Source organism: Ruegeria sp. SAZD013 (genome assembly GCF_059612525.1).
In genome coordinates this window covers 13,398-36,364 of record NZ_JBXWQT010000002.1, presented here as the reverse complement: position 1 = coordinate 36,364, position 22,967 = coordinate 13,398, and the positions used below count along the sequence as shown (strand labels likewise).

General features: G+C 60.8%; 20 protein-coding genes. 11 read left to right on the top strand and 9 right to left on the bottom strand.

Going from position 1 to position 22,967, the window contains the following annotated elements; genetic code table 11:
* Positions 1 to 16: 16 nt before the first annotated feature.
* Complete coding sequence (locus tag AC2FLU_RS00675; RefSeq protein WP_496808462.1) at positions 17 to 1,270, bottom strand: cytochrome-c peroxidase; 1,254 nt, start codon at positions 1,268 to 1,270, stop codon at positions 17 to 19.
* A gap of 33 nt (positions 1,271 to 1,303) precedes the next feature.
* On the opposite strand from AC2FLU_RS00675, the gene AC2FLU_RS00670 reads away from it, so the two are divergent.
* Positions 1,304 to 1,774 carry a tetratricopeptide repeat protein gene (locus tag AC2FLU_RS00670; RefSeq protein ID WP_480607358.1) on the top strand — a complete coding sequence of 157 codons (471 nt, stop codon included), beginning with the start codon at positions 1,304 to 1,306 and terminating at the stop codon, positions 1,772 to 1,774.
* 30 nt (positions 1,775 to 1,804) lie between these two features.
* Here AC2FLU_RS00670 and AC2FLU_RS00665 read toward each other — a convergent pair whose 3' ends face one another.
* From AC2FLU_RS00665 to AC2FLU_RS00640, 6 genes are read right to left on the bottom strand one after another with little or no spacing between them, the layout of a single operon-like run.
* On the bottom strand, positions 1,805 to 2,866 hold the full coding sequence (locus tag AC2FLU_RS00665; protein WP_480555887.1) for a TRAP transporter substrate-binding protein: 1,062 nt from the start codon (positions 2,864 to 2,866) through the stop codon (positions 1,805 to 1,807).
* 24 nt (positions 2,867 to 2,890) lie between these two features.
* The gene (locus AC2FLU_RS00660) at positions 2,891 to 4,180 is read right to left on the bottom strand and encodes a TRAP transporter large permease (protein ID WP_209599366.1); all 1,290 of its coding nucleotides are present in this window, start codon (positions 4,178 to 4,180) and stop codon (positions 2,891 to 2,893) included.
* A complete protein-coding gene (locus tag AC2FLU_RS00655) occupies positions 4,181 to 4,768 on the bottom strand; it encodes a TRAP transporter small permease (protein ID WP_480477543.1) in 588 nt (195 codons plus the stop codon).
* 53 nt (positions 4,769 to 4,821) lie between these two features.
* Complete coding sequence (locus tag AC2FLU_RS00650; RefSeq protein WP_480477541.1) at positions 4,822 to 5,337, bottom strand: flavin reductase family protein; 516 nt, start codon at positions 5,335 to 5,337, stop codon at positions 4,822 to 4,824.
* Positions 5,337 to 6,227, bottom strand: a complete 891-nt coding sequence (locus tag AC2FLU_RS00645; RefSeq protein ID WP_480625462.1) for an aldo/keto reductase — start codon at positions 6,225 to 6,227, stop codon at positions 5,337 to 5,339. Before AC2FLU_RS00645 ends, AC2FLU_RS00650 begins: the two co-directional genes overlap by 1 nt.
* Positions 6,227 to 7,381, bottom strand: coding sequence for an LLM class flavin-dependent oxidoreductase (locus tag AC2FLU_RS00640; protein ID WP_496811760.1), 1,155 nt, complete (start codon positions 7,379 to 7,381; stop codon positions 6,227 to 6,229). Before AC2FLU_RS00640 ends, AC2FLU_RS00645 begins: the two co-directional genes overlap by 1 nt.
* A gap of 105 nt (positions 7,382 to 7,486) precedes the next feature.
* Here AC2FLU_RS00640 and AC2FLU_RS00635 point away from each other — a divergent pair, with 105 nt between their 5' ends.
* The 8 genes from AC2FLU_RS00635 to AC2FLU_RS00600 all read left to right on the top strand — a co-directional run bounded on the left by AC2FLU_RS00635 (position 7,487) and on the right by AC2FLU_RS00600 (position 19,107).
* Entirely contained in the window at positions 7,487 to 8,197 is a 711-nt protein-coding gene (locus AC2FLU_RS00635; protein WP_480477535.1) for a GntR family transcriptional regulator, read from the top strand.
* A 12-nt stretch (positions 8,198 to 8,209) separates the two neighbouring features.
* Positions 8,210 to 9,310 carry a Gfo/Idh/MocA family protein gene (locus tag AC2FLU_RS00630; protein ID WP_480625460.1) on the top strand — a complete coding sequence of 367 codons (1,101 nt, stop codon included), beginning with the start codon at positions 8,210 to 8,212 and terminating at the stop codon, positions 9,308 to 9,310.
* A 243-nt stretch (positions 9,311 to 9,553) separates the two neighbouring features.
* A complete protein-coding gene (locus AC2FLU_RS00625) occupies positions 9,554 to 11,647 on the top strand; it encodes a hydantoinase/oxoprolinase family protein (RefSeq protein WP_496808460.1) in 2,094 nt (697 codons plus the stop codon).
* Positions 11,647 to 13,299 carry a hydantoinase B/oxoprolinase family protein gene (locus tag AC2FLU_RS00620; protein WP_496808459.1) on the top strand — a complete coding sequence of 551 codons (1,653 nt, stop codon included), beginning with the start codon at positions 11,647 to 11,649 and terminating at the stop codon, positions 13,297 to 13,299. The genes AC2FLU_RS00625 and AC2FLU_RS00620 overlap by 1 nt, the downstream gene beginning before the upstream one ends.
* Entirely contained in the window at positions 13,296 to 14,363 is a 1,068-nt protein-coding gene (locus AC2FLU_RS00615) for a pyridoxal phosphate-dependent aminotransferase (RefSeq protein ID WP_496808458.1), read from the top strand. Before AC2FLU_RS00620 ends, AC2FLU_RS00615 begins: the two co-directional genes overlap by 4 nt.
* On the top strand, positions 14,360 to 15,100 hold the full coding sequence (locus AC2FLU_RS00610) for a maleate cis-trans isomerase family protein (RefSeq protein ID WP_496808457.1): 741 nt from the start codon (positions 14,360 to 14,362) through the stop codon (positions 15,098 to 15,100). The genes AC2FLU_RS00615 and AC2FLU_RS00610 overlap by 4 nt, the downstream gene beginning before the upstream one ends.
* Positions 15,101 to 15,410: 310 nt before the next feature.
* Positions 15,411 to 16,661 carry an aminotransferase class V-fold PLP-dependent enzyme gene (locus AC2FLU_RS00605; RefSeq protein ID WP_496808456.1) on the top strand — a complete coding sequence of 417 codons (1,251 nt, stop codon included), beginning with the start codon at positions 15,411 to 15,413 and terminating at the stop codon, positions 16,659 to 16,661.
* A gap of 28 nt (positions 16,662 to 16,689) precedes the next feature.
* Positions 16,690 to 19,107 (top strand): GcvT family protein, encoded by a 2,418-nt coding sequence (locus AC2FLU_RS00600; protein ID WP_496808455.1) that lies wholly within the window; start codon positions 16,690 to 16,692, stop codon positions 19,105 to 19,107.
* A gap of 117 nt (positions 19,108 to 19,224) precedes the next feature.
* Here AC2FLU_RS00600 and AC2FLU_RS00595 read toward each other — a convergent pair whose 3' ends face one another.
* Together AC2FLU_RS00595 and AC2FLU_RS00590 are read right to left on the bottom strand one after the other, a co-directional pair.
* On the bottom strand, positions 19,225 to 19,806 hold the full coding sequence (locus AC2FLU_RS00595; RefSeq protein ID WP_496808454.1) for a UbiX family flavin prenyltransferase: 582 nt from the start codon (positions 19,804 to 19,806) through the stop codon (positions 19,225 to 19,227).
* The gene (locus tag AC2FLU_RS00590; protein WP_496716425.1) at positions 19,803 to 21,311 is read right to left on the bottom strand and encodes a UbiD family decarboxylase; all 1,509 of its coding nucleotides are present in this window, start codon (positions 21,309 to 21,311) and stop codon (positions 19,803 to 19,805) included. Before AC2FLU_RS00590 ends, AC2FLU_RS00595 begins: the two co-directional genes overlap by 4 nt.
* A 136-nt stretch (positions 21,312 to 21,447) precedes the next feature.
* Between AC2FLU_RS00590 and ubiT the strand changes: the two genes are divergently transcribed.
* Together ubiT and ubiU are read left to right on the top strand one after the other, a co-directional pair.
* On the top strand, positions 21,448 to 21,990 hold the full coding sequence (gene ubiT / locus AC2FLU_RS00585) for a ubiquinone anaerobic biosynthesis accessory factor UbiT (protein WP_480496068.1): 543 nt from the start codon (positions 21,448 to 21,450) through the stop codon (positions 21,988 to 21,990).
* Entirely contained in the window at positions 21,990 to 22,967 is a 978-nt protein-coding gene (ubiU, locus tag AC2FLU_RS00580) for a ubiquinone anaerobic biosynthesis protein UbiU (protein ID WP_496808468.1), read from the top strand. Before ubiT ends, ubiU begins: the two co-directional genes overlap by 1 nt.

Here is a 22,967-nt window from a genome sequence, read left to right as displayed (position 1 = left end):
TATGGCGCAACCGCCTTCAGGGGTTGAAATCGGCAGGCACCCCGAAAGGAGGAGAGCCAACACCAGTGCCCGTCAGGGAATGCAGAAATGCGACAAGGGCGCCGATTTCCGCATCCGAAAGTGTCACTGGCACAATGTCGATCCTGCTGCGCTGGCGTTCCATTTCGAACCGGTCTTCCCACACCGCGAAATCCGCCTCTTGCAACCAGGGGACCTTGGGCAACGCAGCCATGTCGGGTTTCCATTTGGCAAGGCTGGTCTGTGGGTCAAGATGGTGACGGATCATGCTTTCGAGGTCCGCAAAAGCACCGTTATGCCCGTAGGGCGCGGTCAGGGCGACATTGCGCAGCATCGGCGTGCGAAAGCGATAGGCGTCTTCCAGACGGTTGCTTTCCGCCATCCGTCCAACGTCCCGCGCATATGGGTCCCATTGCCGGGTCCGGCCCGGCCCGAAAGGGGGCAAACCTAGCGCGTGAAACTCTTGGTCCGACATCAACGGACCCGCATGGCAGGTCGCGCATCGCGCATTGCCATAAAACAGGTTCATCCCGTCTTTCTGGATGTCTGACAGCGCATCCTTGTCCCCGGCCAAGTACTGGTCGAATGGGCTGTCGGTGCTGCGCCACTCGATGGCCATGAAGGCCGCCAGCGCGTTGGCGATCTGGGTGATCGTGATGTCTTCGGTGGTCTCGATGTTGTCAAAAGCCGCGACTATGGCAGGGCCATAGCGCGGATCGGTCCGCACGCGTTTGGCAAGGATCGGCCAGCCCTTGTCGATCCTGTCGTGAACCGCGCCGGTCACCTGATTTTCAGCGACATTACCGGCCATCTCGAATTGCGCGGTCAGCGGGAACAAGGCCTGCGCCGCCAGAAGCGAGTTCAATCCCCCGGGCAGCCATTCCTGTGCAGGCGAATTGAACCCGTTGCCATAGAGGTCCGAGATGCTCAGGCGGCCATCGTGGAAAACGGTATGGATGTCCTTGGCCCCGAGGTTCCACAACCCCGGCGCATTTCGGGGAATGCGTTTGCGGATCTTGTCCGCGCCGGTACCCGGCGTGCGGTCCGGGCCAAGACCCTGTCCGCCTTCACCGATCCCCAGGGACAACCCGTCAGAAGTGCCGAAATCGGGGTGATGGCAATGGGCGCACGAAATGTTCAGATTGCCTGACAGGATCGGATCGTAAAACAGTTGATGACCGATAGTGGCCTGTTCCATATCAAATGGGATAAAGTCATCATCTGTCAGCGGGCGTGGCAGGTCCTGCGCCACCGCGGCCCCCGCCCAAACGAGGACAATCGCCCAATGCGCCAGTTTCTCTTTACCCTTTGTTTTCTTGCGACCCCGGCTCTGGCTGAGCTGGAACAGGCCCGTGACTTGATGGAGGTCGGAGAGTTTGAAGCCGCGCGCGCAGAACTGCTGCCCGCCGCCCGGTCGGGCAATGCCGAGGCCGAGGAACTGATTGGTGTGATGTACGGGCTGGGTCTTGGGGTCGAGCAGGACCATGAAAGGGCGTTTGAATGGTATCTGCGTGCCTCGATGAAGGGGCATCCGGGGGCGCAGTCGGGGGTCGGCTGGTACTACGAACTGGGTCTGGGATTGCCCGCCCCCGATCTGGTGCGGGCCTATATGTGGTACACGCTCAGCGCCATTGGCGGCGATCCCGATGCGGCGATCAGCCTTGAGGAAGTGATCAAGAAAATGTCGCCGGAGCAGATCGAGAAGGCGCATGTTCTGGTCAACGACTACAAAGGGTGGATGTACCCGTTTCGATAAGGGCCGGGCCACAAGGCCCGACCCGTCCGTTTAGTTCAGGTCTGCATTGCGCGAGGCGTTCACGTCCGCCTCAGCCGCCGTGACCGCATCGGTCAGCGCGGCAAAGATCTCATCACCACGGGCAACATTGGTCTGGAACCAGTCATAGACAGGTGAAGCCGCGGCTTTGAACGCAGCCTTCTGCTCGGGTGTCGGGACATACAGGTCACCGCCACCTGCGACGAAGTCCTCATAGGCCTGAATCGATTTGCGCTTGGGCGAGGCAAAAGTGGCCTGTTGCAGGGCGTAGAACCCATCGACAACGACCCGGCGCATATCTTCGGGCATCGCCTGGAACTTGGCGTTGTTCATCCACCACAGCGCACCCATATAGGCGTGCCCGTCCAGCGTGACATATTGCAGGCCGGCATCCGGGAACTTCATGCCCATGATGTCGGTGATGCCGTTCTTGGACCCCTCGACGACGCCGGTCTGGAAGCTGGTGAAAAGTTCCGGCCACGGGATCGGTGTAGGTGACGCGCCCAGTGCCTTGACCAGTTCCTGTGGCAGGTCGGCGACGACGGTGCGGATTTTCAGACCTTCCATGTCGGCAGGCTCGGCCACCCGGTGTTTTGTATTGGCGAAGTTGCGCCAGCCGCCGGTGTTGCCGATGGTCATCAGGCGGATCGCGCCACCTGAATCCTCCAGCGCCATGTCGCGCATCTTGCGGGTGAAATCGCCCGACAGAACATGCTCGGCGATCCGGTCATCGGCCATCAGATAGGGCAGGTCCAGAACCTGCACGTAAGGAAAGATGCCCGAGGCCCCGCCCGAGGTAGAGATATAGATATCGATGGTGCCATCCGCCACGCCTTGCAGGCATTCTGCACCGTTCGAACACAGCTGGGTGCCGATGAACAGCTCAACCTCGATGGCGCCGTTCGACGCCGCCTCGACATAGTTCTTGAAAACGATCAGACCGTCGTAATCCTCGTCATTTTCGTTCGAATTGGCAGTGGCGCGCAGTGTATAGTCCGCAGCCACCGCAGCGACCGCAGACGCGGCCACAAGCGATGTGGCAATCGCCGCTGTTTTGATGAAGTTTCCGAGCATGCGTTTCCTCCCTGTGATACTCAGTCAGTTTGCAAATCCCGTTATCCTCGGGATCGTCATGGATAGTGCGGGGATGTAGGTGATCAGAAAGATCACGATGATTTCGACCGCCAGAAACGGCAGGATCGCCTTGGCGATCGTCTCGACCCGCTCCCGCGACACGGCGGCGGCCACGAACAGCACCAGCCCCATGGGGGGCGTTGCAAGGCCGACGGTCAGATTGACGCTCATGATGATGGCGAAATGGATCGGGTCTACACCAAGACTGGTGAAAATGGGACCAAGGATCGGGCCAAGGATGATGATCGCGGGGCCTGCGTCCAGAAACATACCGACGATAAACAACAACAGGTTGATCAGAAACAACAGGATCAGCGGATTTTCCGACAGGCTGAGGATCAACGAGGCCAATTGTTCCGGGGCATGGCTCAGGCTGACCACGGTCTTGAACGCCATTGCTGCGCCAACCAGCAGCAGCACCACAGCCGACGTCATACCTGCATTGCTCAGAACATCCGGAATTTCCCTCAGGGTCAGTGTACGCAGAACGAAAAATCCGATGATAAAGGCGTAGCCCACAGCAACAGCGGCGGCCTCGGTCGGAGTAAAGATGCCCCCCAGAATGCCGCCCAGAATGATCACGGGCGTCATCAGCGGGAAGAACGCCTTGAGGCTGGCTTTGCGCCGCTCATCCCATGTGTATTTCCGGCTGGCGACGGGAAAATCGTACTTGTCGGCCATGAACTTGATCATCACCATCAGGCCGACACCCACCATGATCCCGGGCACGATCCCCGCAAGGAACAAGGCGGCCACACTTTCGCCCATGACATAGGCATAGATGATCATGATGCCCGAGGGCGGGATGATTGGCCCGATGACCGAACTCGCGGCCGTAATGGCGGCGGCGAATTTTCGGGTGTATCCCTGTTTTTCCATCGCCGGGATCAGCATCGAACCCAGGGCGGATGTATCAGCCACCGCTGATCCCGAAAGGCCCGCGAACAGGATCGAGCTCAGAACGTTTACATGCGCCAGCCCGCCGCGCAGATGGCCCATCAGCGCCTGGCTGAATTCGACAAGGCGGATGGTGATGCCGCCGCGGTTCATCATTTCACCGGCCAGCATGAAGAACGGGATGGCCATCAGCGGGAAACTGTCCATGCCGTTGTAGACATTACGATAAAGCAGGGTGATGTCGTTCGTCTGTCCGTTCAGCCACAGCAAGATGCCGGGTGCCGCCAGAAGCGCGAAAAAGACCGGCAGGCCAATCAGCAGGAAAATCAGGAACGTAGGCAGGAACCAGATCAGCATCTATTCGGCCCCCACGGCTGCGTCGGGAATGTCCGGCAACAGATGCGCGCCGCCAAGCAGGGTGACCACGGAACGCAGGATAAGCTCGATATTGACCGAGATCAGCAGAATGATCCCCACCAGCAGCGAGGCCATCATCCAGCTGCGCGGAATGCGGTACCACTCGTCAAACCCAAGCGATGTCGGCAGGTACAGGGCGGCGGTTGCAAACCTGCCGCCAAAGCCCGTGACCTCGGACCAGCCGATTTTGACCGCAACCAAAAGCACGGCCAGCGAGATCAGTAGGAGGAACAGATTGAGTGACAGGCCGAGCATACGCGGCAGAAACCGTTGCAGCATGTCGATAGCCACAAAACCGCCGCGCCGAAAGGCCGTCGGTGCCATCAACCCGGTCATCCACAACATGCAGAACCGCGCGGCCTCATCCGGCCAGGGCAGGGCGTTGCCCAGAACGTATCGGAAGAACACCTGAATCAGGATTGCGATGACCATGAAAGCAATCGCAACGACGCCAACCGCGCGGCCCAGACGCAGCGCGGTTTCGTTCACGAATGCAATCGGCGCAAGCACCGATGCCAGTCCGCCCATGCGGATCCTCCCTTGTTCAGCCGCAGGTGTGTCCCGCGGTCGTCAGATCGCGCTTAGTGCTGCGCGAATTGGCCCATTTTCCCGGCGTAGAACGTCAGCGCGTCGCCGTCGCTCATGCTGGCCTTCAGGACTTTGCCCACCACGATCACGTGATCGCCCGCGTCGTGATAGGCATGTTGTTCGCATTCAAATCGTGCCAGGCAATCCGACAGCAGCGGGGTGCCGTTTGCACAGCGCTCATGCCGGATGTCGCGCAGTGCATGGGCATCTTTCGAGCATCCAAAACACAGCTCGGCCTGCGCCGACGATAACACATGCACCGTGAAATGCCGTGCCGCGCGAAAATAAGGGAACCGGCGCGAGTTGCGGTCGCCGGCCCACATGATCAGTGGCGGGTCCAGCGACAGTGACGAAAAGCTGTTGGCCGTGATGCAGATAGGGCCATCACCGCTGTCGCATGTCACGATGGTAACGCCGGTTGCAAACCGACCAAAAGCATCCCGCAGGGTCCGGGTGTCGTCCTTATGTGGCACAAAGGTGTGGGTCATATTCCTTGAGATTGCGTTCATCATGCTACCTCATGCCCCAGCGCCGCCTCGTACAGGCGGAACCAGGTTTCGCGGTCTATGGTGACGTTCAACGCGTCTGAGATGCGTTTGATACGGTTCAGGTTGTTGGTGCCCAGAACCGGCAGAATGCCCGCCGGATGAGCCAGCAGGAAGGCGACGGCCACAGCGGCCCGGTCTACACCGAACTCCTCCGCGATTTCATCAGCGACAACCCCGACGGGCGGGTTTCCGGCCATCAGCAGCCCACCCCCCAGCGGCGACCACGCCATAAGGTGGTGCCCATGCTGCTGGTGAAACGCCAGATCGCCATTGGTGAAAGGGGCGATCGCGCCCAGTGAGATCTCGATCTGGTTGGTGACCAGCCGGGTTTTCATCGCCGATTGCAGCAGGGTCCAGTCCCACGGGCGGAAGTTCGAAACACCAATCGCGCCCACCTTGCCGCTGGCGACAGCCTCATCCAGCGCAGCCCCGGTTTCGTGGTGGTCCATGAACGGATCAGGGCGGTGGATCAGCAGCAGATCGATGTGGTCGATGGCCATTTCCGACAGGGACATGTCGATGGATTTCAGGATATGCGCGCGTGAGGTGTCATAGTATTTGACCTTCGCATCGGAATGCCGCCCCACAGGTGCGACGATGTCACATTTGGTGACGATCTCCATCTTCTGGCGCAGGCCGGGATTGGCGCGCAAGGCGTTGCCCAGAACGGCTTCGGCCGCGTAACCACCATAAATATCGGCCTGATCGAAGGTGGTGATGCCCTGATCAAGACAGGCCTGAATTTTGGCCTCGACATGCCCTGCTGAGGTGTCGCTATCGTCACCCAGCCGCCACATGCCATAGACAAGGCGGCTCATTTCCAGCGTCGGGGATAGTTTCACGCGTTGCATCAGCGGCGCACTCCGTTGCCCAGCGGTGTGGCTGGGGGTGTCTTGGGCACACGCCTGTAGGCTTCGGGCAGCGAGCATGTTTTCAGATGCGGCATCACACGAGCACCGAAATGCTTGGCCTCATCCATGTGCGGATAGCCTGAGAAGATGAAGGCGCGAATGCCCATCTTCCGGTAATCTTCGATCTTTGACATGACCTGATCGGTTGATCCAACCAGTGCCGCACCACAGCCCGAACGGGCGCGGCCGACGCCGGTCCACAGACCGGGTTCCACATACCCATACTTATCCGCCAGATCACGATTCCTGGCCTGATGCGCTACGCCAAGCGACGTTGCATCCAACGCCCGCTCGCGGATCGCGCGGCCATAGTCGTCATCCAGTTTTGAAACGATGTAATCCGCGTATTCCTGCGCCTCGACTTCGGTATCGCGAACGATCATGTGAACCCGCAAGCCATAGTCGAGCGTACGGTCATAATTTTCGGCCACTGCATGAACAGCTTTCATCCGCTCGGCCAGTTGATCCTTGGTTTCCGGCCACATCAGGTACACATCGCAATGCTCGCCGCATAGCTCCAGCGCCGCGGGCGAATAGCCTCCGAAATACAGCAGCGGCCCGCCAGTCTGATAGGGTCGCGCCGGGTCGGTTGTCAGACCTGTAAAGTTGTAGACCTCGCCCGCATGGTTGATTTCCTCCTGCGTCCAGGCCTGTTTCAGGATCTCGACCACTTCGCGCGACCGTTGATAACGATAGGCACTGTCGGCCTTTTCGCCGGGAAAATCGGATGAAATGATGTTGACGGTCAGCCGCCCCTTCAACATGTGATCCAAAGTCGCGATCGTGCGGGCCAGCATGATCGGCTGCATCTCGCCGCAGCGCACAGCGGCCAACAGGTTGATCTTCTGCGTGATCGGCGCGCAACCGGCGACAAAGCTCAGCGTGTCCTGCCCAACCTGATACGATGACGGGCACAGGATGTTGCGGAACCCCTGCGCCTCGGCCTCCTTCACGATGGCCGAGCAATGCTCCCAGCTGGACCGCAGATCACCATCAGGCACACCCAGGAACTGATAATCGTCCGAACATAAGGCGGCGAACCACGAAACCTCGGCCGCATCCAGATCAGGGGATGTGATGGGGACGATGGTCATTTGATTCACGCTCCGTGCATCTTTTACTTTCCTCTTGCGTAGCAATCACATTGATGTAGATCAATAGTGTATCAATTTTTCCTGCGACCGAATGAAGCGCCTGAAATGCCCCCCAACACCCGAAACCCCAATGCCCTGCCTATCTACGTTCAGATTGCCGAGCTGCTGATCCGCGATGTCGCTGCGGGCCGCTTGATCGATGGTGAGCGTCTGCCCCCGGAACGCGATATGGCGGCCGAGCTGAACGTGTCGGTCGGCACGCTGCGAAAATCTCTCGCAGAGCTTGAGAAAAAAGGCATGTTGGAGCGTATTCAGGGGTCAGGAAATTACATCCGCGAGACCGGAACTCAGAACAGCGTCTACGCGATGTTCCGGCTGGAATTGCCCCAAGGGGGCGGGTTGCCGCGTGCGGATATCCTGTCCGTCGATCATCTGAAGAAACCTTCCGATCTGCCGGATTTTGGCACTTCAGACACCGGATCGCGCGTACGTCGGATGCGCTATCTGAATGACACAATCATCGCGGTCGAGGAAATCTGGCTGGACGAATCAGCCGGCCTGATCAAGCGAAGCCTGCTGTCGGACTCGCTCTACCGCTATTATCAGCACCAGCTGGGTTTCTGGATATCACGGGCCGAAGATCGCGTATCGATTGGCCAGCTGCCCGATTGGACGCCCGCGGCGTTCACCAAAGCCGCCGGTGAAACGGTGGGCTATATCGAACGGTTCAGCTGGTCGGACAAGGCCGAACCTGTCGAATTTTCAAAGACCTGGTTCGACCCGGACCGGGCCACCTATGTCCAACGTCTGAAGTAAAAGGAAACGCGCATGACCCAGACCATCAATTACGGGCTGATCGGATGTGGCATGATGGGGCAGGAACACCTGCACAACATCGCCCTGCTGGACGGCACGCGTGTTGCGGCGATATTCGAACCCGATCCCGGGATGGCAAAAGCCGCGCAGGCGATTGCGCCGGGGGCGGTTATGGCACGCTCGGTGCAAGAGGTGTTGGATATCGAAGACCTGGACTGCCTTGTCATAGCCAGCCCAAATCACCTGCATGTCGACCAGATCTGTGAAATCGCGCAAACGCGCCCCTTGCCGCTATTGGTGGAAAAGCCCCTGTTCACCAACCCCCAGGACGCCGCAAGGCTAGCGAAGGTACAGCGTGACTATCCACACCCGATCTGGGTTGCGATGGAATACCGTTATATGCCGCCCATCGCGACCCTGATCGACAAGATCGGGGACACAGGCGGGGTCAGGATGCTGTCGATCCGGGAACATCGCTTTCCGTTTCTGCGGAAAGTCGGCGACTGGAACCGGTTCAACCGCAACACCGGCGGCACCTTTGTCGAGAAATGCTGCCACTTCTTCGATCTGATGCGGCTGATCCTGCAATCCGACCCTGTGCGGATCACCGCAAGCGGCGGGCAGGCGGTGAATCATCTGGACGAAACCTACGGGGGTGAAACACCCGATATACTGGATCATGGCTATGTTCTGGTCGATTTCGCCAATGGCGCGCGCGCGATGCTCGAGCTGTGCATGTTCGCCGAAGGCGCCCGCTATCAGGAGGAGATTTCGGCCATCGGACCCAAAGCCAAGGTCGAGGCTCTGGTGCCGGGGCCGGGGCGGTTCTGGCCCGACCATCTGGGAACGCCGCCAGTGCCGCAGGTCATCGTCAGCCCGCGGGACCCCAAGGGGCCAATGTCGCAGGATATCCCTGTCGATCCCCGTTTGCTGGCTGCCGGAGATCACAACGGCTCGACCTATTATCAGCACAAGGGGTTTCTGGATCTGGTGCGCGGGCACAAGGCCGAACCGGATGTGACAGTGCATGACGGTTTGTGGGCGGTGCGAATGGGATTGGCGGCGCAGCAGGCCCTGCAAACCGGCGAAACGGTTCACCTAAAGCACCCTTAGACTGACACCAGGCAGGTTCAGGGCAGAACCCTCTGCGGCGACAAATGTGTCGCTTGCGGGCCAATCTGTCGTAAATCTGCTAGTGAAGCGGGGCGCAGTAGGGGACAAAACTGTATGACTTGTCAGTGTATCCCCACCCGTCTTGATCGCCGTGCGACCGGCTGTGATCTGGTCGCGACGCGCCGGTAACCGCCCTTCGGGGCCGTTCTGCCTGCCTGCTTTCAGACGACAACGGAATACCTCATGACAACCGCTCTGCGCCTCGCCATCGATATTGGCGGCACTTTTACCGATACGGTCCTGGTCTCGGGTGATGAGACGATACTGGCCTCCACCAAAACCCTGACCACCCACCAGAACCCGGCAGAAGGCGCACTGGAAGGCGCGCGGCGAGTCATGGCGCAGACTGGCCGGTCGCTGAAAGATGTCACCGGATTCATTCACGGAACAACTCTGGCAACCAACGCGCTAATCGAACGGCGCGGGGCGGTCGTGACCACGGTCTGCACCGAAGGATTCCGCGATATTCTCGATATCGGGTACGAACGTCGGTATTCCCAATACGACATCAATCTTGAAAAGCCGGACATGCTGGTGCCGCGCGAACGCTCGTTGACCATACGCGAACGCATGTCGGCAGAAGGCGAGGTGCTGATTGAACTGGATGAAGGGCAAGTAGACCGGTTGCTGGCCGAGATTGACGCCAGCGGGGCCGAGGCGGTGGCCATCTGCCTGATGCACTCTTACGCCAACCCGACCCACGAATGGCGTTTGCGCGATCTTCTGGCGCGACACCGCCCCGGTTTGACCGTCTCGATCTCGTCCGATGTCAGCCCCGAAGCGCGTGAGTTTGACCGGCTCTGCACCACTGTAGCCAACGCCTATATTCAACCGCTGATGGATAGCTATCTGACCCGGTTTGTGGATCAGTTCACGGCCGAGGGCGTAACCTGTCCGATCCTGATGATGACGGCAGGCGGTGGTATGTGCACGATCGACACCGCCACGCGTTTCCCCATTCGTCTGGTGGAATCCGGCCCTGCCGGTGGGGCTATTCTGTCCGCCCGCATCGCCGCGCGTGCCGGGTTGGATCAGGTCCTGTCATTTGACGTCGGTGGCACCACGGCCAAGCTCTGCCTGATCGACAAGGCGCGCCCTCAGACATCCCGCTCTTTCGAAATCGCCCGCGCGGCACGGTTTATCAAGGGGTCGGGAATGCCGGTGCGCATTCCGGTGATCGAGATGATAGAAATTGGTGCTGGTGGTGGTTCGATCGCGGGTGTTGACCGTCTCGGGCGTCTGACAGTCGGGCCGAAGTCGGCAGGCTCGGAACCCGGACCGGTCGCCTTCATGCGCGGCGGCATCGATCCGACCGTGACCGACAGTGACATCACTCTGGGCTATATCGTGCCCGACACCTTTGCCGAGGGGCATATCCAGCTGGACCCTGCTGGCGCCAAGGCCGCCCTGAGACGTGTGATCGGGGAAAAACTGGGGCTGGATGCGACAGGTGCGGCAGATGGGGTCAGCCGCATCGTTGTCGAAAGCATGGCCAGCGCCGGGCGGATGCACGCGGTCGAAAGCGGCAAGGACCTTGGCCCGCGTACCATGATTGCCTTTGGTGGCAACGGGCCGCTGCATGCCACCCGCGTCGCCCGGTCCGCCGGTGTTTCGCATATCGTGATCCCGCCCAATCCCGGCGTCGGTTCGGCGGTTGGGTTCCTGTTTGCCCCGGTGTCCTTCGAAATCGTCCGCTCGCGCTTTTCCCTGCTCGACAGCATGGACATGGACGGGTTGAACGCCCTGTTCGATACGATGATTGCCGAAGCAAAAGAGGTCGTCGCCCAAGGGGCAGGGGATGCACCCACCGAAACCCTGCGCACCGCCTTCATGCGCTATAGCGGGCAAGGGCATGAGATCGAGATTACCTTGCCGGATCGCGCCCTGACGCGCCAGGATATCGCCCCGCTGACAGCCGCATTCGAAAGGGAATACCGCAAACAATTCTCACGCCCTGTGCCGGGGATGAAGATCGAGATCCTCAATTGGGCCGTTCGCGTTGCCACCCCGGACAAAGCGGTGCCCACGGTGTCAGAAACGCCGGGCAAAACCGCATTTCAGGTCACGCAGACACGCCCCATCACCTGTGATCTGGATGGCACGGTAAAACAGGCCGCCTTTCTCGCCCGCGCCGATATGCGCCCCGGTGACCATGTGGCAGGCCCCGCGCTGATCCATGAACCGCAAACAACCACACTCGTTTCCGCCGATTTCTCGGCCCAGATGGATGCAATCGGCAACCTTGTCCTGATACAGGACCAGAAAGGAGGCGCATGATGACCGCTGAACTGTCCCCCGCCCGCCTGCAAGTGATGTGGAACCGCTTGCTGGCTGTGGTCGAAGAACAGGGCCAGACCCTGATCCGCGCGGCTTTCTCGCCCATCGTGCGCGAATGCGGCGACATTTCCGCGGGGATATTCGACGTGAATGGCCGGATGCTGGCGCAGGCTGTGACCGGAACACCGGGCCATATCAACACCATGGCCGAGGCCGTGCTGCACCTGCGCGCCCGTTTCGCGGTGCAGGACATGCGCCCCGGCGACATCTACATGACGAACGACCCATGGCTGGCCTCGGGGCATCTGAACGACTTCCTGCTGATGATGCCCGCGTTCAAGGATGGCAGGGTGGTGGGCTTTACCTCCTGCACCTCGCATCTGGTGGATCTGGGCGGTCTGGGTATGGGGCCTGAAGGCTCGGACATCTATGACGAAGGCCTGCTGATCCCGCCTTGCAAACTGGTCGAGGCCGGAACGCCCAATGCGCTGCTGATGGATATCATCCGCGCCAACTCGCGCGAGCCTGTGGCCAATGAGGGCGACATCTACGCCCTGATCGCCTGTTGCGAGGCCGGGGTGAACCGCCTTGTTGCGATGATGGACGAGTTCGGGATCGATGATCTGGACAGCCTTGGCACCTATATCATCGACACCTCGCGTAAAGGTGCGTTGCAGGCCATCGCCGAGGTGCCCGAGGGCGTTTACAAGAACGTGCTGCGCATGGACGGTTATGAGGCAGAGCTGGAGCTGCACGCAACGCTCACTGTGACCAAAGACGGGATGCATGTCGATTTCACGGGCACGTCCGGGTGTTCGAAAAAGGGCATCAACGTGCCTTTGAACTATGCGACCGCCTATACGGTCTTTGCCCTGCGTTGCATCGTCGGACCGGATATCCCGAACAACGCGGGCTCGCTGGAACCTTTCACGGTGGACGGCCCCAAAGGTTGCATCCTGAACGCCCAGCATCCGGTGCCTGTGGCCATGCGGCATACGCTGGGGCAGGTTACACCGGATCTGGTTTTGGGCTGCCTGCATCAGGCGCTGCCCGATCAGGTGCCCGCCGAAGGGGCCTCGTGTATGTTCGATCTGCCAATGCGCCACGCGCCCGAAGTGGCGGCGAATGGCGGGCGTGAATTTGCCATCGAACCCGTTCACAACGGCGGCACCGGGGCGCGACCCCATGCGGATGGCCTGTCTGCGACAGCCTACCCTTCGGGGGTGTTCGGCTCGCAGGTCGAAATAACCGAAAGTGTCGCACCGGTGATCATGTGGCGACGCGAATTGTTGCCCGACTCGGGCGGCGCAGGCCAGTTCAGGGGCGGATTGGGGCAGCGGATCGAGATGACGTCCGCCAACGATGCCCCCTTCATCGTCTTCCTGTCGGTCGAACGTCTGAAATTCCCCGCTCTGGGCCGCATGGGCGGCCTGCCCGGCGCGCCGGGACGTATCCGGTTCCGCGATGGCAGTGGCGACATTCCGGGCAAGGGTGAGCTACGTGTGGAAAGTGGCGACTACCTGATCTTCGATACCCCCGGCGGCGGCGGCTTTGGCGATCCGGCCGCGCGCGACCCAGAGGCGCTGGCGCTGGACCTCAGGCGCGGGCTGGTCACGGAAGAAGGGGCCAAAGCCTATGGGAGTGCCTCATGATCCGCGCAGTTGATCACATTCGTGCCATGGCGGCCTATGCGCTGGCCGATCTGGGCGGCCCGGACACTGTATCTCTGGCCCAGAATGAAAGCGCCTTTCCGGTCAGCCCTGCCGCAATTGCGGCGGGGAAGGTGGCATTGCACCGGATGCCGCTTTACCCCGATCCCGACTGGTCGGACCTACGCGTCGCCATCGCTCAGGTGCACGGGGTGTCAGCCGACAACATCCTGTGCGGTGCCGGATCGATGGAGTTGATCGGCTGCCTTATCCGCGCCTATTCAGGGCCGGGCGACCATGTATTGGGCACGGATTACGGCTATGCCTATGTGGCATCAGCGACGGCGCAGGTGCGTGCAGACTATGTGAAAGCGCGCGAGGTTGATCTGACCGTCTCGGTCGACGACATTCTGGCGGCTGTTACGCCAGATACCCGGATCGTCTTTGTCTGCAACCCCGGCAACCCGACCGGCACCCTGATCCCGAATGCCGAGATCATCCGCCTGCGCGACACATTGCCCGAGGACGTGCTGCTGGTGGTCGATCAGGCCTATGCAGAATTCGCTGATCGCGACCACGACCCGGCTGAAATCTTTGCCCTCGTCGCACGTGGGGATACTGTGGTCATACGCACCTTCTCAAAGGCTTACGGTCTGGCGGGCGCGCGCGTGGGTTGGGGTCTGTTCCCGTCTGAGGTCGCGATTGAGCTGCGAAAACTGCTCAACCCCAACAACGTATCGACCCCCTCTCAGGCCATGGCAACGGCAGCGGTGCAAGATCAGCCCCACATGCGCAACACGGTTGCCAGAACCGCCGCCATCCGGGATCGCTTTGCCGACGGGTGCCGGGCGCTGGGATTATCTGTTCCGCACAGCCACACCAATTTTGTCCTGATCCGATTTGCCGATGCCGCCACCGCGCAAAAAGCGGATGCAGCGTTGCGCAAAGCGGGTTTGCTCATGCGCGGAATGGGCGGCTATTGCCTCGCGGATTGCCTGCGCGCCACGATCTGTGACACGGCAGTGATGGAGCGCTGCCTGACTGTTCTGAAAGAGGTGACGTCATGACCTTTGAAACCCGGACACGGGCCAAAATCGGGGTGCTGGTGCCCTTTACCAACACCAATCTCGAAGCTGACATGATGCTGATGCGCTGCCCGGACACGACGGTGCATTTTCAGCGAATGGGTGGCTATGACGTGGATGAGATCCCCGGCTCGGATCAGATGGCGGGTCTGGGGGCCTCGGATATCAGCCATGACCTCAAGATGATCTCGGGCGTTCGGCCCGATGTGGTGCTCTATGGCTGTACCTCGGCCACGCTGACCCATGGCCCGTTCTTTGATCACCAGCTGGCGCAGGACATCAGGGCTGCGTCGGGGGCCGTGTGTATTACCGCCGCAGGGGCGCTGGTTGGTGCGATCCATGAGCTCGGCGTGTCCAGCGTCGGTTTTTCTTCACCCTATCTGGGCGAGATCAACACGCAGGCCATGGATTTTCTGACGCAAAACCAGATCACAACGGTGAAATGCGCCGATATCGGCCGCGAGCTGGGCAATTACGGGCAGGGAGAACTGACCCCGGACGAGGTTTTCGACCTTGCCATGCAGGCCGACCACCCAAAGGCCGAGGCCATCATACTCAGCTGCACCGACATGCGCGCGGTCGAGGCCATAGACCGGATCGAAGCGGCCCTTGATAAACCTGTTGTGACGTCCAATCAGGCCATGATGTTTGCCCTAATGCGGGCGCTTGACCTGCCAAGGCACAGAAATGTTCCGGGGCGGTTGTTTGATCTGCTATAGCCGCGGATCAGGCAAAAGCATGGAACCCACGTCGGATGGCTGCCTGCCTCAAAGGCAGGTTCGCCCCGACACATGGGGCGGGAAATCTGGCTAACCCAACGCGCCGTGTCGCAGACGTGACTGTATTTACGTCGCAAAAGAACAAGATACCGTGCCCTCGACGCCATAGTCGGAATAAGGGCCGCTCGGGAATGAAGCACATGTTGAACCATCCGCACGGTTACGGGAGATTTGGCCAGCCCTGCGGGGAAACCATCTTAGGCTTGTCTGAAACATCATACGTTCACAAAACACAAAGGTGCCTCTTTTCATGAGTCAAGTTTCGGAAAATCTGCTGAACCAGATCCGCGACCGTTTTGCCCAGATTGATCACTGCCCCGAACAGGGCGAGCGGATATTTTTCGAAAACGCCGGTGGGGCTTTGACACTGAAATCCGTGCTAGACAGCTCGGCGCGTCACGCCGCAATCCCGGACAATCAGGGGCGTGACAATCCGGGGTCTCATGCTCTGGTTGCAACGATCAACGCGGCCAAGGCCGATATGCGGGATTTCATGAATGCACCCGGTGGTCAGTTCTTTGTGGGTGAAAGCGGCACAGAACTTCTGTTCCGGCTGATCATGAACGCCTGTCTCGGAACCGGTCCGGGGATTGTGCTGGGGTCGACACTGGAACACCCCGCCACACGCTCAGCCTGTGATCGCTGGGCCCGTATTGCCGGGCAGACCCATGTGCTGGTGCCCCACGATGACAACACCGGCACCGTGACAGCCGGGACCTATGCCGCAGCTGTTACACCCGACACCAAAGTGGCGACAATCCTGCACACCTCACCCGTGACGGGCATGGGCGTTGATGTGGCCGCAGTTTCACAAGCGATCCGCGCCGTGGCGCCAGACTGTTTCATAATTGTCGATGGCATCCAGCACGCCGCCCATGGCCGGATCGATCTCAGCGCGTATGACGTCGACGGCTACGTGATCTCGCCCTACAAGGTGTTTTCGCGCCATGGCTACGGCGTGGCGTGGATTTCCGACCGGCTGACGCGGCTTGAACACAATGCCCTGTTGGACGGCCCGGCAGATAACTGGGAAATGGGCACACGCGACACCGGGGCTTATGCGACCATGTCCGACGTTGTGTCTTATTTCGAATGGCTTGGCAGTCAGGTCAGCGACGCCACCGACCGGCGTGCCAGATTTCTGGCAGCGGGTGACGCCATTCACGCGCAGGAAAAGGCACTGACCGACGCGATGATCCACGGCACCGGCAACCTGAGCGGTCTGGCCGAGATGGAGAAAGTCACCATTCTGGGCGGTGCCGACAACCCCGCACGCGAAGGGCTGGTGTCGCTGCGCGTACAGGGCGTGGCCTCGGCGGATGTCGTCAAACGGCTGAACGATGAAGGTATTCGCACCCATTTGCGCAAGGCCGACCACTATTCTGGCAACATATTGACGCCGCTGGGTTATGACGCCTGCGTCCGGGTCTCGATGTGCCACTACAACTCAATCGGCGAAGTCGCCAAATTTCTGGCTGTCATGAAAGAAATCGCCGCCTGAGCTGCGGCGGACCAAGGGACAAGCACTCATGAAAACCCATGCACAAGCTGTCGTGATCGGAGGGGGCCTTGCCGGCTGTTCGATCCTGTATCATCTGGCCAAGCTTGGCTGGACCGACGTTGTCCTGCTGGAACGGAACGAGTTGACCTCCGGTTCGACCTGGCACGCAGCGGCGAATATTCACGGGCTGCACGATAACAACAACATCACCCGCATCCAGCACTATACGATGAATCTGTATAAACAGCTGGAACAGGAAACCGGCCAAAGCTGCGGCGTATTCCAGCCCGGCTCGCTCTATCTGGCCCAGACCGAAGAGCGTGAGCAACAGTTGCGCCTGCAAGAGGCCAAGGCCCGGTTCTATGGTCTGAACTTCTACGAAGTCAGCCGTGAAGAAGCCAAGGAACTGCATCCGCTGGCGCAGTTCGATGACATCCGCTGCATCATGTACGAACCCGATGGCGGCAATGTCGACCCGTCGGGCGTGCCGCACGCCTATGCCGCCGGGGCCCGCGCCATGGGGGCCACCATCGAACGGTTCTGCCCGGTGACAGGGACCGAACAACAGCCCGACGGCAGCTGGATCGTGCGCACGCCCAAAGGCGAGATTCACACCCAATGGGTTGTCAACGCCGCCGGTCTCTGGGGGCGTGAGGTGGCGGCGCTGGCGGGTCTGACCCTGCCGCTGCAACCGACCGAGCATCAGTATTTCGTGACCGAAAGCATCGACGAGGTCGCCAGCCTGGGGCGCCGTCTGCCCTCGATCGCTGACCGCGACGGCGAATACTACTTCCGGCAGGAAGGCAACGGCCTGCTGATCGGGGCTTATGAGAAAGACATGAAATTCTGGGCCGAAGACGGCACGCCGCTGGATTTTGCCCATGATCTGTTCCCCGACGATCTGGACCGGATCATGGAAAACGTGATCCGCGCCACCGAACGCGTGCCGGTCGCGGCCACAGCCGGGGTTAAACGCGTGATCAACGGGCCGATGATCTGGTCGCCCGACGCCAACATGCTCTGGGGGCCGGTGCCTGAGCTGAAGAACTATTTCCTCTGCGGTGGTTTGATCCCCGGTTTCTCGCAATCCGGTGGGTTGGGTCTGCTGGCGGCGCAATGGATGATCGAGGGCGAGCCGCAATATGACATGTTCGCCTGGGATCTGGCCCGCTTTGGCGACTGGGCCGACAAGAAATTCACCAAGGCCCGCGTTCAGGATGCCTATACCCACCGCTTCAAGATCCATTTCCCCAACGAGGAACGCAGCGCAGGCCGCCCGGCCCGTTTGCGCCCCGCCTATGAGATGCAGAAACAGATGGGGTGCGTCTTTGGCCTCAATTGCGGCTGGGAACATCCGCTCTGGTTCGCCGATGAGCCCGAGGTGGAAGAGACCACCGGCTTTACCCGCCAGAACTGGTGGGTGCCCGTGGGCCGTGAGGTGCAGATGCTGCGCGACAGCGTGGGCGTGATCGACATTTCGAACTTCGCCAATTACGTGATCAAGGGCCCCGGTGCCCATGACTGGCTGGACCGTCTGGCGGCCAATCGGGTGCCCACCGAAGTGGGGCGCAGCTGCCTGACGCCGCTGATCTCGGTTCGCGGTGGCGTGGCGGGCGATTTCACCATCACCAAGCTGGCCGAAGACGAATACATGATGATTGGCTCCGGCATGGCCGAACGCTATCATCAGCGCTTCTTCAACATGGTCGATATGCCCAAAGGCACCACGCTTGAGGTCGCCACCGACCGCATCGCAGGGTTCAACATCGCAGGCCCCAGGTCACGCGAAGCGTTGGCACGCCTGACCAATGCCGATCTGTCGAACGAGGCGTTCCGCTTCATGCGGTCGCAGAAAATCACGGTCGCTGGCGTCGAATGCGTGGCCATCCGGGTCAGCTTTACCGGCGATCTGGGCTGGGAACTGCACTGCGCCGAGGGGGATCAGGTGGCGCTCTACACCGCCCTGCTTGAGGCCGCCAAAGACTGTGGTGGCGGTCCGGTGGGCGCGCGCGCGCTGGGGGCGCTGCGGATCGAAAAGGGCTATGGCTCGTGGGGGCGCGAGTATTCTCAGGAATACTGGCCGCAAGAGGTCGGGCTGGCGGGTCTGATCAAACTGGACAAGGATTTCCTGCACAAAGACGCCTATCTGTCCGTCAAGGACAACCCCGCGCGCGAGGTGCTGTCCGTCTTCGAACTGGATGTGACAGAAGATGCCGACGCAACCGGGGGCGAGCCGATCTTTACCCCCGATGGCACGCCCCTGGGCCGTGTCACTTCAGGGGCATACGGCTATTCGGTCGGGAAATCGCTGGCGCTGGGGTTCCGCAACCCAAACACGGCACAGCCGGGCGATGAGGTGGTCATTCAGGTCATCGGCAAACCGCACAAGGCGCGCGTACTGGCCGAGGCACCGTTTGACCCGACAGGCGCCAGACTGCGGTGTTAACGCTCAAAACCCGTCTACAGGCAGGCAAGGCCAATAAGACGCTCCAAAAGATGTCTCGTCTCGGCACTTCAGGCGACTTCATCTTTTTCCAAATACTCCCGCCGGAGGCGCCCGAACTCACTCACCTGCGCATTGCGGGCGCCATTGCTGCGCCACCGGGTCACAAATGCGCAGGCAGTCCACCGCGCGTGCAGCGATCTGGGACACGATATCCATCAGGGCGTCGGGCTTCAGATAAAACGCAGGAACCGGGGGCAGGATGATGGCGCCCATTTCTGCCGCCGCCGTCATGTTGCGCAAATGGGCCAGGGTCAGCGGTGCTTCTCGTGTCAGTAAAACCAACGGCCTGCGTTCCTTGAGCTGAACGCTGGCGGCGCGCGTCAGCAGGTTATCGTCCAGCCCATGCGCAATCGCGGCAAGCGTTCGCATGGAACAGGGCGCAACGATCATGCCGGATACCGGAACCGACCCGGACGCAATGCTGGCACCGATATCGGCGCTTGGGTGATGCCGCGTCACCAGTTGCCGCAGGTTTTGCAAAGCGTCCGGGCCGCATTCCTGCGCAAGTGTCCGCATCCCGGCTGCGCTGACCACAAGATCGGCCTCGATATCCGATGACGCCAGGCACCGGGCCACTGCAAGGCTTAACGCCGCGCCTGACGCACCGGATACCCCCAAAACAACACGGGCGTTTGTCATGCTCTCAGCTCCGGCATCAATCGGTTTACAAGGTCTTCCGCAAAGGCGTGATCTCCATCCGCAGTGTGCATCACAGTCCCCCATTCCCGCAGCGTTTCACTGCCCAGTTTCGTCGTGGCGTCGATGCCGATTTTTCCGGCCAGACCGGGTTCGGGTGATGCAAAATCCAGATAATCCATAGGTGTCCTGTCCAGCACCATCACGTCCCGGCCCGGGTCCATGCGAGTGGCAAGCGCCCAAGCAATATCCTCCCAGTTTCGGGGATCGATATCGGCATCGACCGCGATGATCATTTTCGTATAGCTGAATTGCGGCAGCATTCCCCACAGGGCCATCATCACGCGCCGGGCCTGCCCCGGATACCGTTTGTCGATGGCAACGATTGCCATTCGATAGGAACAGGCGGCGGGCGGCAGCCAAAGATCGTGGATTTCGGGGATCTGCGCGCGGATGGTCGGCAGGGCCAGGCGGTTGAACACCTCGCCAATGATTGACGGTTCGTCCGGTGGCCGCCCGGTATAGGTCGAAAGATACAGCGGCGCGTCCCGATGGGTGACAGCGCTGACCTGCATCACCGGAAAGGGTTCAGCCGGGTTGTAATAGCCGGTGTGATCCCCAAAAGGCCCCTCGGGGGCGGTCTCGCTTGGTGAAACCCAACCTTCCAGAACAATCTCGGCGTCAGCAGGGACCAACATGGGGATGGTTCTGGCCGGGATCAGATGTGGGCGCTTCTGGTTCAGGGCACCGGCAAATGTCAGCTCGGATACCGTTTCTGGCAAGGGCAAGGCCGCCGATAACAAAGTCGCGGGGTTTGCGCCCAGCACAATGGCGACGGGCATCTTTTCGGCGCACCTCGCCCAGCTCCTGTGATGCGCCGCGCCGCCGCGATGAGGCAGCCAGCGCATGATGACACGGTTCCGGTCCAGCACCTGAACACGGTAAACCCCCGCGTTATAGCCTTGCGCCGCGTTTGCATCGCTGCCGTAGGGCCGGGTAAGAACCACGGGCCACGTGATCAGCGGCCCCGCATCGCCGGGCCAGTGGGTCTGGATTGGCAGCGCGGTCAGATCCACATCCGCTCCGCTGTGGCAGAGGCTTTGCACCGGGGCAGTTCTGACCAGTTTCGGTCGGGTCGACAGGGCCGCCTTCAGCATCGGCCATCTGGCCAGCGCGTCCCGCACTCCGTCCGGCGGCGTCGGGGACCGCAGCGCGGCCAGAAAGGCCCCCAGATCGTCCAGCCCGGCGGGTGTGACACCCAGCCCGGCAGCAACCCGTTCCGCTGTTCCGAACAGGTTGACGACGACGGGGGTATCGAACCGATCAGTGGACACGTCTGTCGGGTGGTCAAATTGCAGAACCGGCCCACCCGCCTCAAGCACGGCGCGGTGAACAGCGGTCATCTGATGGCGTACGGAAACCGGATCAGGGATGCGCCTGAACTGTCCGGTGTCTTCGCACCATTTCAGAAAATGCCGAAGGCTGGGATATTGCGGCAGGGTGCGAATGGGACTGCTCCGACGGTGGTTTCCACCCTCTAGCAACGAAAGCGAGGGGTCGAATTGACAACCGTCAAGTCACCCCAGCCGCGATCGCCCTAGGAAGGCATCCAAGGTCATAATGTTGAGACAGCAGGAGGTCTCATTGCCCGTTCCTCAGAACCCGATACCGCGCTGCCCGGCGGCTTTGGCGGCCATGTTTCGGATAGTGCCGCTTGGCCCCTTGTCGCTGTCGCTGACGGTCTTCACGCGCCGGGTCGCAAAGAAAAACCCGGAAATGTTTCAACGGCTTGGCGCATACGGAAGATCAGTTTTCGTTCTTGATCCGACGGATTTGCCTGTTGTCCTGCTGCTTGATCCGAATGGCGGTGCCCCAAAGGTGACACTGACCCGGCGCAGCGGGTCAGGGGTTGCGCGTATTTCCGGCCCTCTGGCGGCCCTTCTTGGGCTGGTTCACGGTGCATTTGACGGCGATGCACTGTTCTTCTCACGTGATCTGGTGATCGAGGGCGATACGGCCGCGGCGCTGGCCCTGCGCAACGCAATAGACGACGCGGAACTGGACCTCGCGCACGAGGCCGCAGCCCTCTCCGGCCCGCTTGCGCGCCCGCTGAAGCAGCTGATCGCGTTGGTGGAACGTCGAACCGGCCTGTACCTGACTCGACCGGAAGATGCTGTACTATGGTGATGGAAATCGTCTGCCCGGCAGGAACGCCCGCCGCCTTGCGCGCAGCCGTCAAGGCCGGGGCGCATACAGTCTATTGCGGCTTCAATGACGAAACCAACGCGCGCAACTTTCCGGGCCTGAACTTCGACCGGGCCGAAATGCGCGCGGGTGTTGCCTTTGCCCATGACCACGGGGCCAAGGTACTGGTTGCGATCAACACGTTTCCCCGCGCCGGCAGCGAAGCAATCTGGCATCGCGCGGTGGCCGACGCGGAAACCTGCGGCGCGGATGCCGTGATCCTCGCCGATATCGGGCTGCTGGATTATGCCGCGCGCAACCATCTGGGGCTGCGCAGGCACCTGTCCGTGCAGGCCGCGGCGGCGAATGCCGATGTGATCAACTTCTATGCCGAAACCTTCGGCGTCAAACGTGTGGTCCTGCCGCGCGTGCTGTCGGTTCCCGAAATCGCCGCCATCAACGCCGAAACAGAAGTCGAGACCGAGGTTTTTGTGTTCGGCGGGCTCTGCGTGATGGCCGAAGGTCGCTGTTCGCTGTCCTCTTATGCCACCGGGCTGTCTCCGAACATGAATGGCGTCTGTTCGCCCGCCAGCCATGTTGAATACCAGAACGACAAGGGCGCGTTGAACACCCGTCTGGGCGGTTACCTGATCCACCGGGTCGAACGAAATCAGCCGGCACCCTATCCGACATTGTGCAAAGGGTGCTTTTCCGCAGGTGAAAAGACGGGCCACCTGTTCGAAGACCCCGTCAGCCTGAATGCGGAACGGCTGATCCCGCAATTGCAGAAGGCCGGCGTTACCGCGCTGAAGATCGAAGGGCGCCAGCGCTCGAAATCCTACGTTGCGCAGGTGGTTCGGAACTTCCGTGCCGCTGTCGACGCGCTTGAGGCCGGGCGCCCTCTGCCCGAGGGGATGCTGGCCCGTTTGTCCGAAGGGCAGGCCATGACAACCGGCGCATACAAAAAAACCTGGAGATAG

What these genes read in the sequence shown, in the direction of transcription:
- AC2FLU_RS00670 (WP_480607358.1), top strand. Translation starts at nt 1,304, where the DNA reads ATGCGCCAGTTTCTCTTTACCCTTTGTTTTCTTGCGACCCCGGCTCTG.
- AC2FLU_RS00665 (WP_480555887.1), bottom strand. Translation starts at nt 2,866, where the DNA reads ATGCTCGGAAACTTCATCAAAACAGCGGCGATTGCCACATCGCTTGTG.
- AC2FLU_RS00660 (WP_209599366.1), bottom strand. Translation starts at nt 4,180, where the DNA reads ATGCTGATCTGGTTCCTGCCTACGTTCCTGATTTTCCTGCTGATTGGC.
- AC2FLU_RS00655 (WP_480477543.1), bottom strand. Translation starts at nt 4,768, where the DNA reads ATGGGCGGACTGGCATCGGTGCTTGCGCCGATTGCATTCGTGAACGAA.
- AC2FLU_RS00650 (WP_480477541.1), bottom strand. Translation starts at nt 5,337, where the DNA reads ATGAACGCAATCTCAAGGAATATGACCCACACCTTTGTGCCACATAAG.
- AC2FLU_RS00645 (WP_480625462.1), bottom strand. Translation starts at nt 6,227, where the DNA reads ATGCAACGCGTGAAACTATCCCCGACGCTGGAAATGAGCCGCCTTGTC.
- AC2FLU_RS00640 (WP_496811760.1), bottom strand. Translation starts at nt 7,381, where the DNA reads ATGACCATCGTCCCCATCACATCCCCTGATCTGGATGCGGCCGAGGTT.
- AC2FLU_RS00635 (WP_480477535.1), top strand. Translation starts at nt 7,487, where the DNA reads ATGCCCCCCAACACCCGAAACCCCAATGCCCTGCCTATCTACGTTCAG.
- AC2FLU_RS00630 (WP_480625460.1), top strand. Translation starts at nt 8,210, where the DNA reads ATGACCCAGACCATCAATTACGGGCTGATCGGATGTGGCATGATGGGG.
- AC2FLU_RS00625 (WP_496808460.1), top strand. Translation starts at nt 9,554, where the DNA reads ATGACAACCGCTCTGCGCCTCGCCATCGATATTGGCGGCACTTTTACC.
- AC2FLU_RS00620 (WP_496808459.1), top strand. Translation starts at nt 11,647, where the DNA reads ATGACCGCTGAACTGTCCCCCGCCCGCCTGCAAGTGATGTGGAACCGC.
- AC2FLU_RS00615 (WP_496808458.1), top strand. Translation starts at nt 13,296, where the DNA reads ATGATCCGCGCAGTTGATCACATTCGTGCCATGGCGGCCTATGCGCTG.
- AC2FLU_RS00610 (WP_496808457.1), top strand. Translation starts at nt 14,360, where the DNA reads ATGACCTTTGAAACCCGGACACGGGCCAAAATCGGGGTGCTGGTGCCC.
- AC2FLU_RS00605 (WP_496808456.1), top strand. Translation starts at nt 15,411, where the DNA reads ATGAGTCAAGTTTCGGAAAATCTGCTGAACCAGATCCGCGACCGTTTT.
- AC2FLU_RS00600 (WP_496808455.1), top strand. Translation starts at nt 16,690, where the DNA reads ATGAAAACCCATGCACAAGCTGTCGTGATCGGAGGGGGCCTTGCCGGC.
- AC2FLU_RS00595 (WP_496808454.1), bottom strand. Translation starts at nt 19,806, where the DNA reads ATGACAAACGCCCGTGTTGTTTTGGGGGTATCCGGTGCGTCAGGCGCG.
- ubiU (WP_496808468.1), top strand. Translation starts at nt 21,990, where the DNA reads ATGGAAATCGTCTGCCCGGCAGGAACGCCCGCCGCCTTGCGCGCAGCC.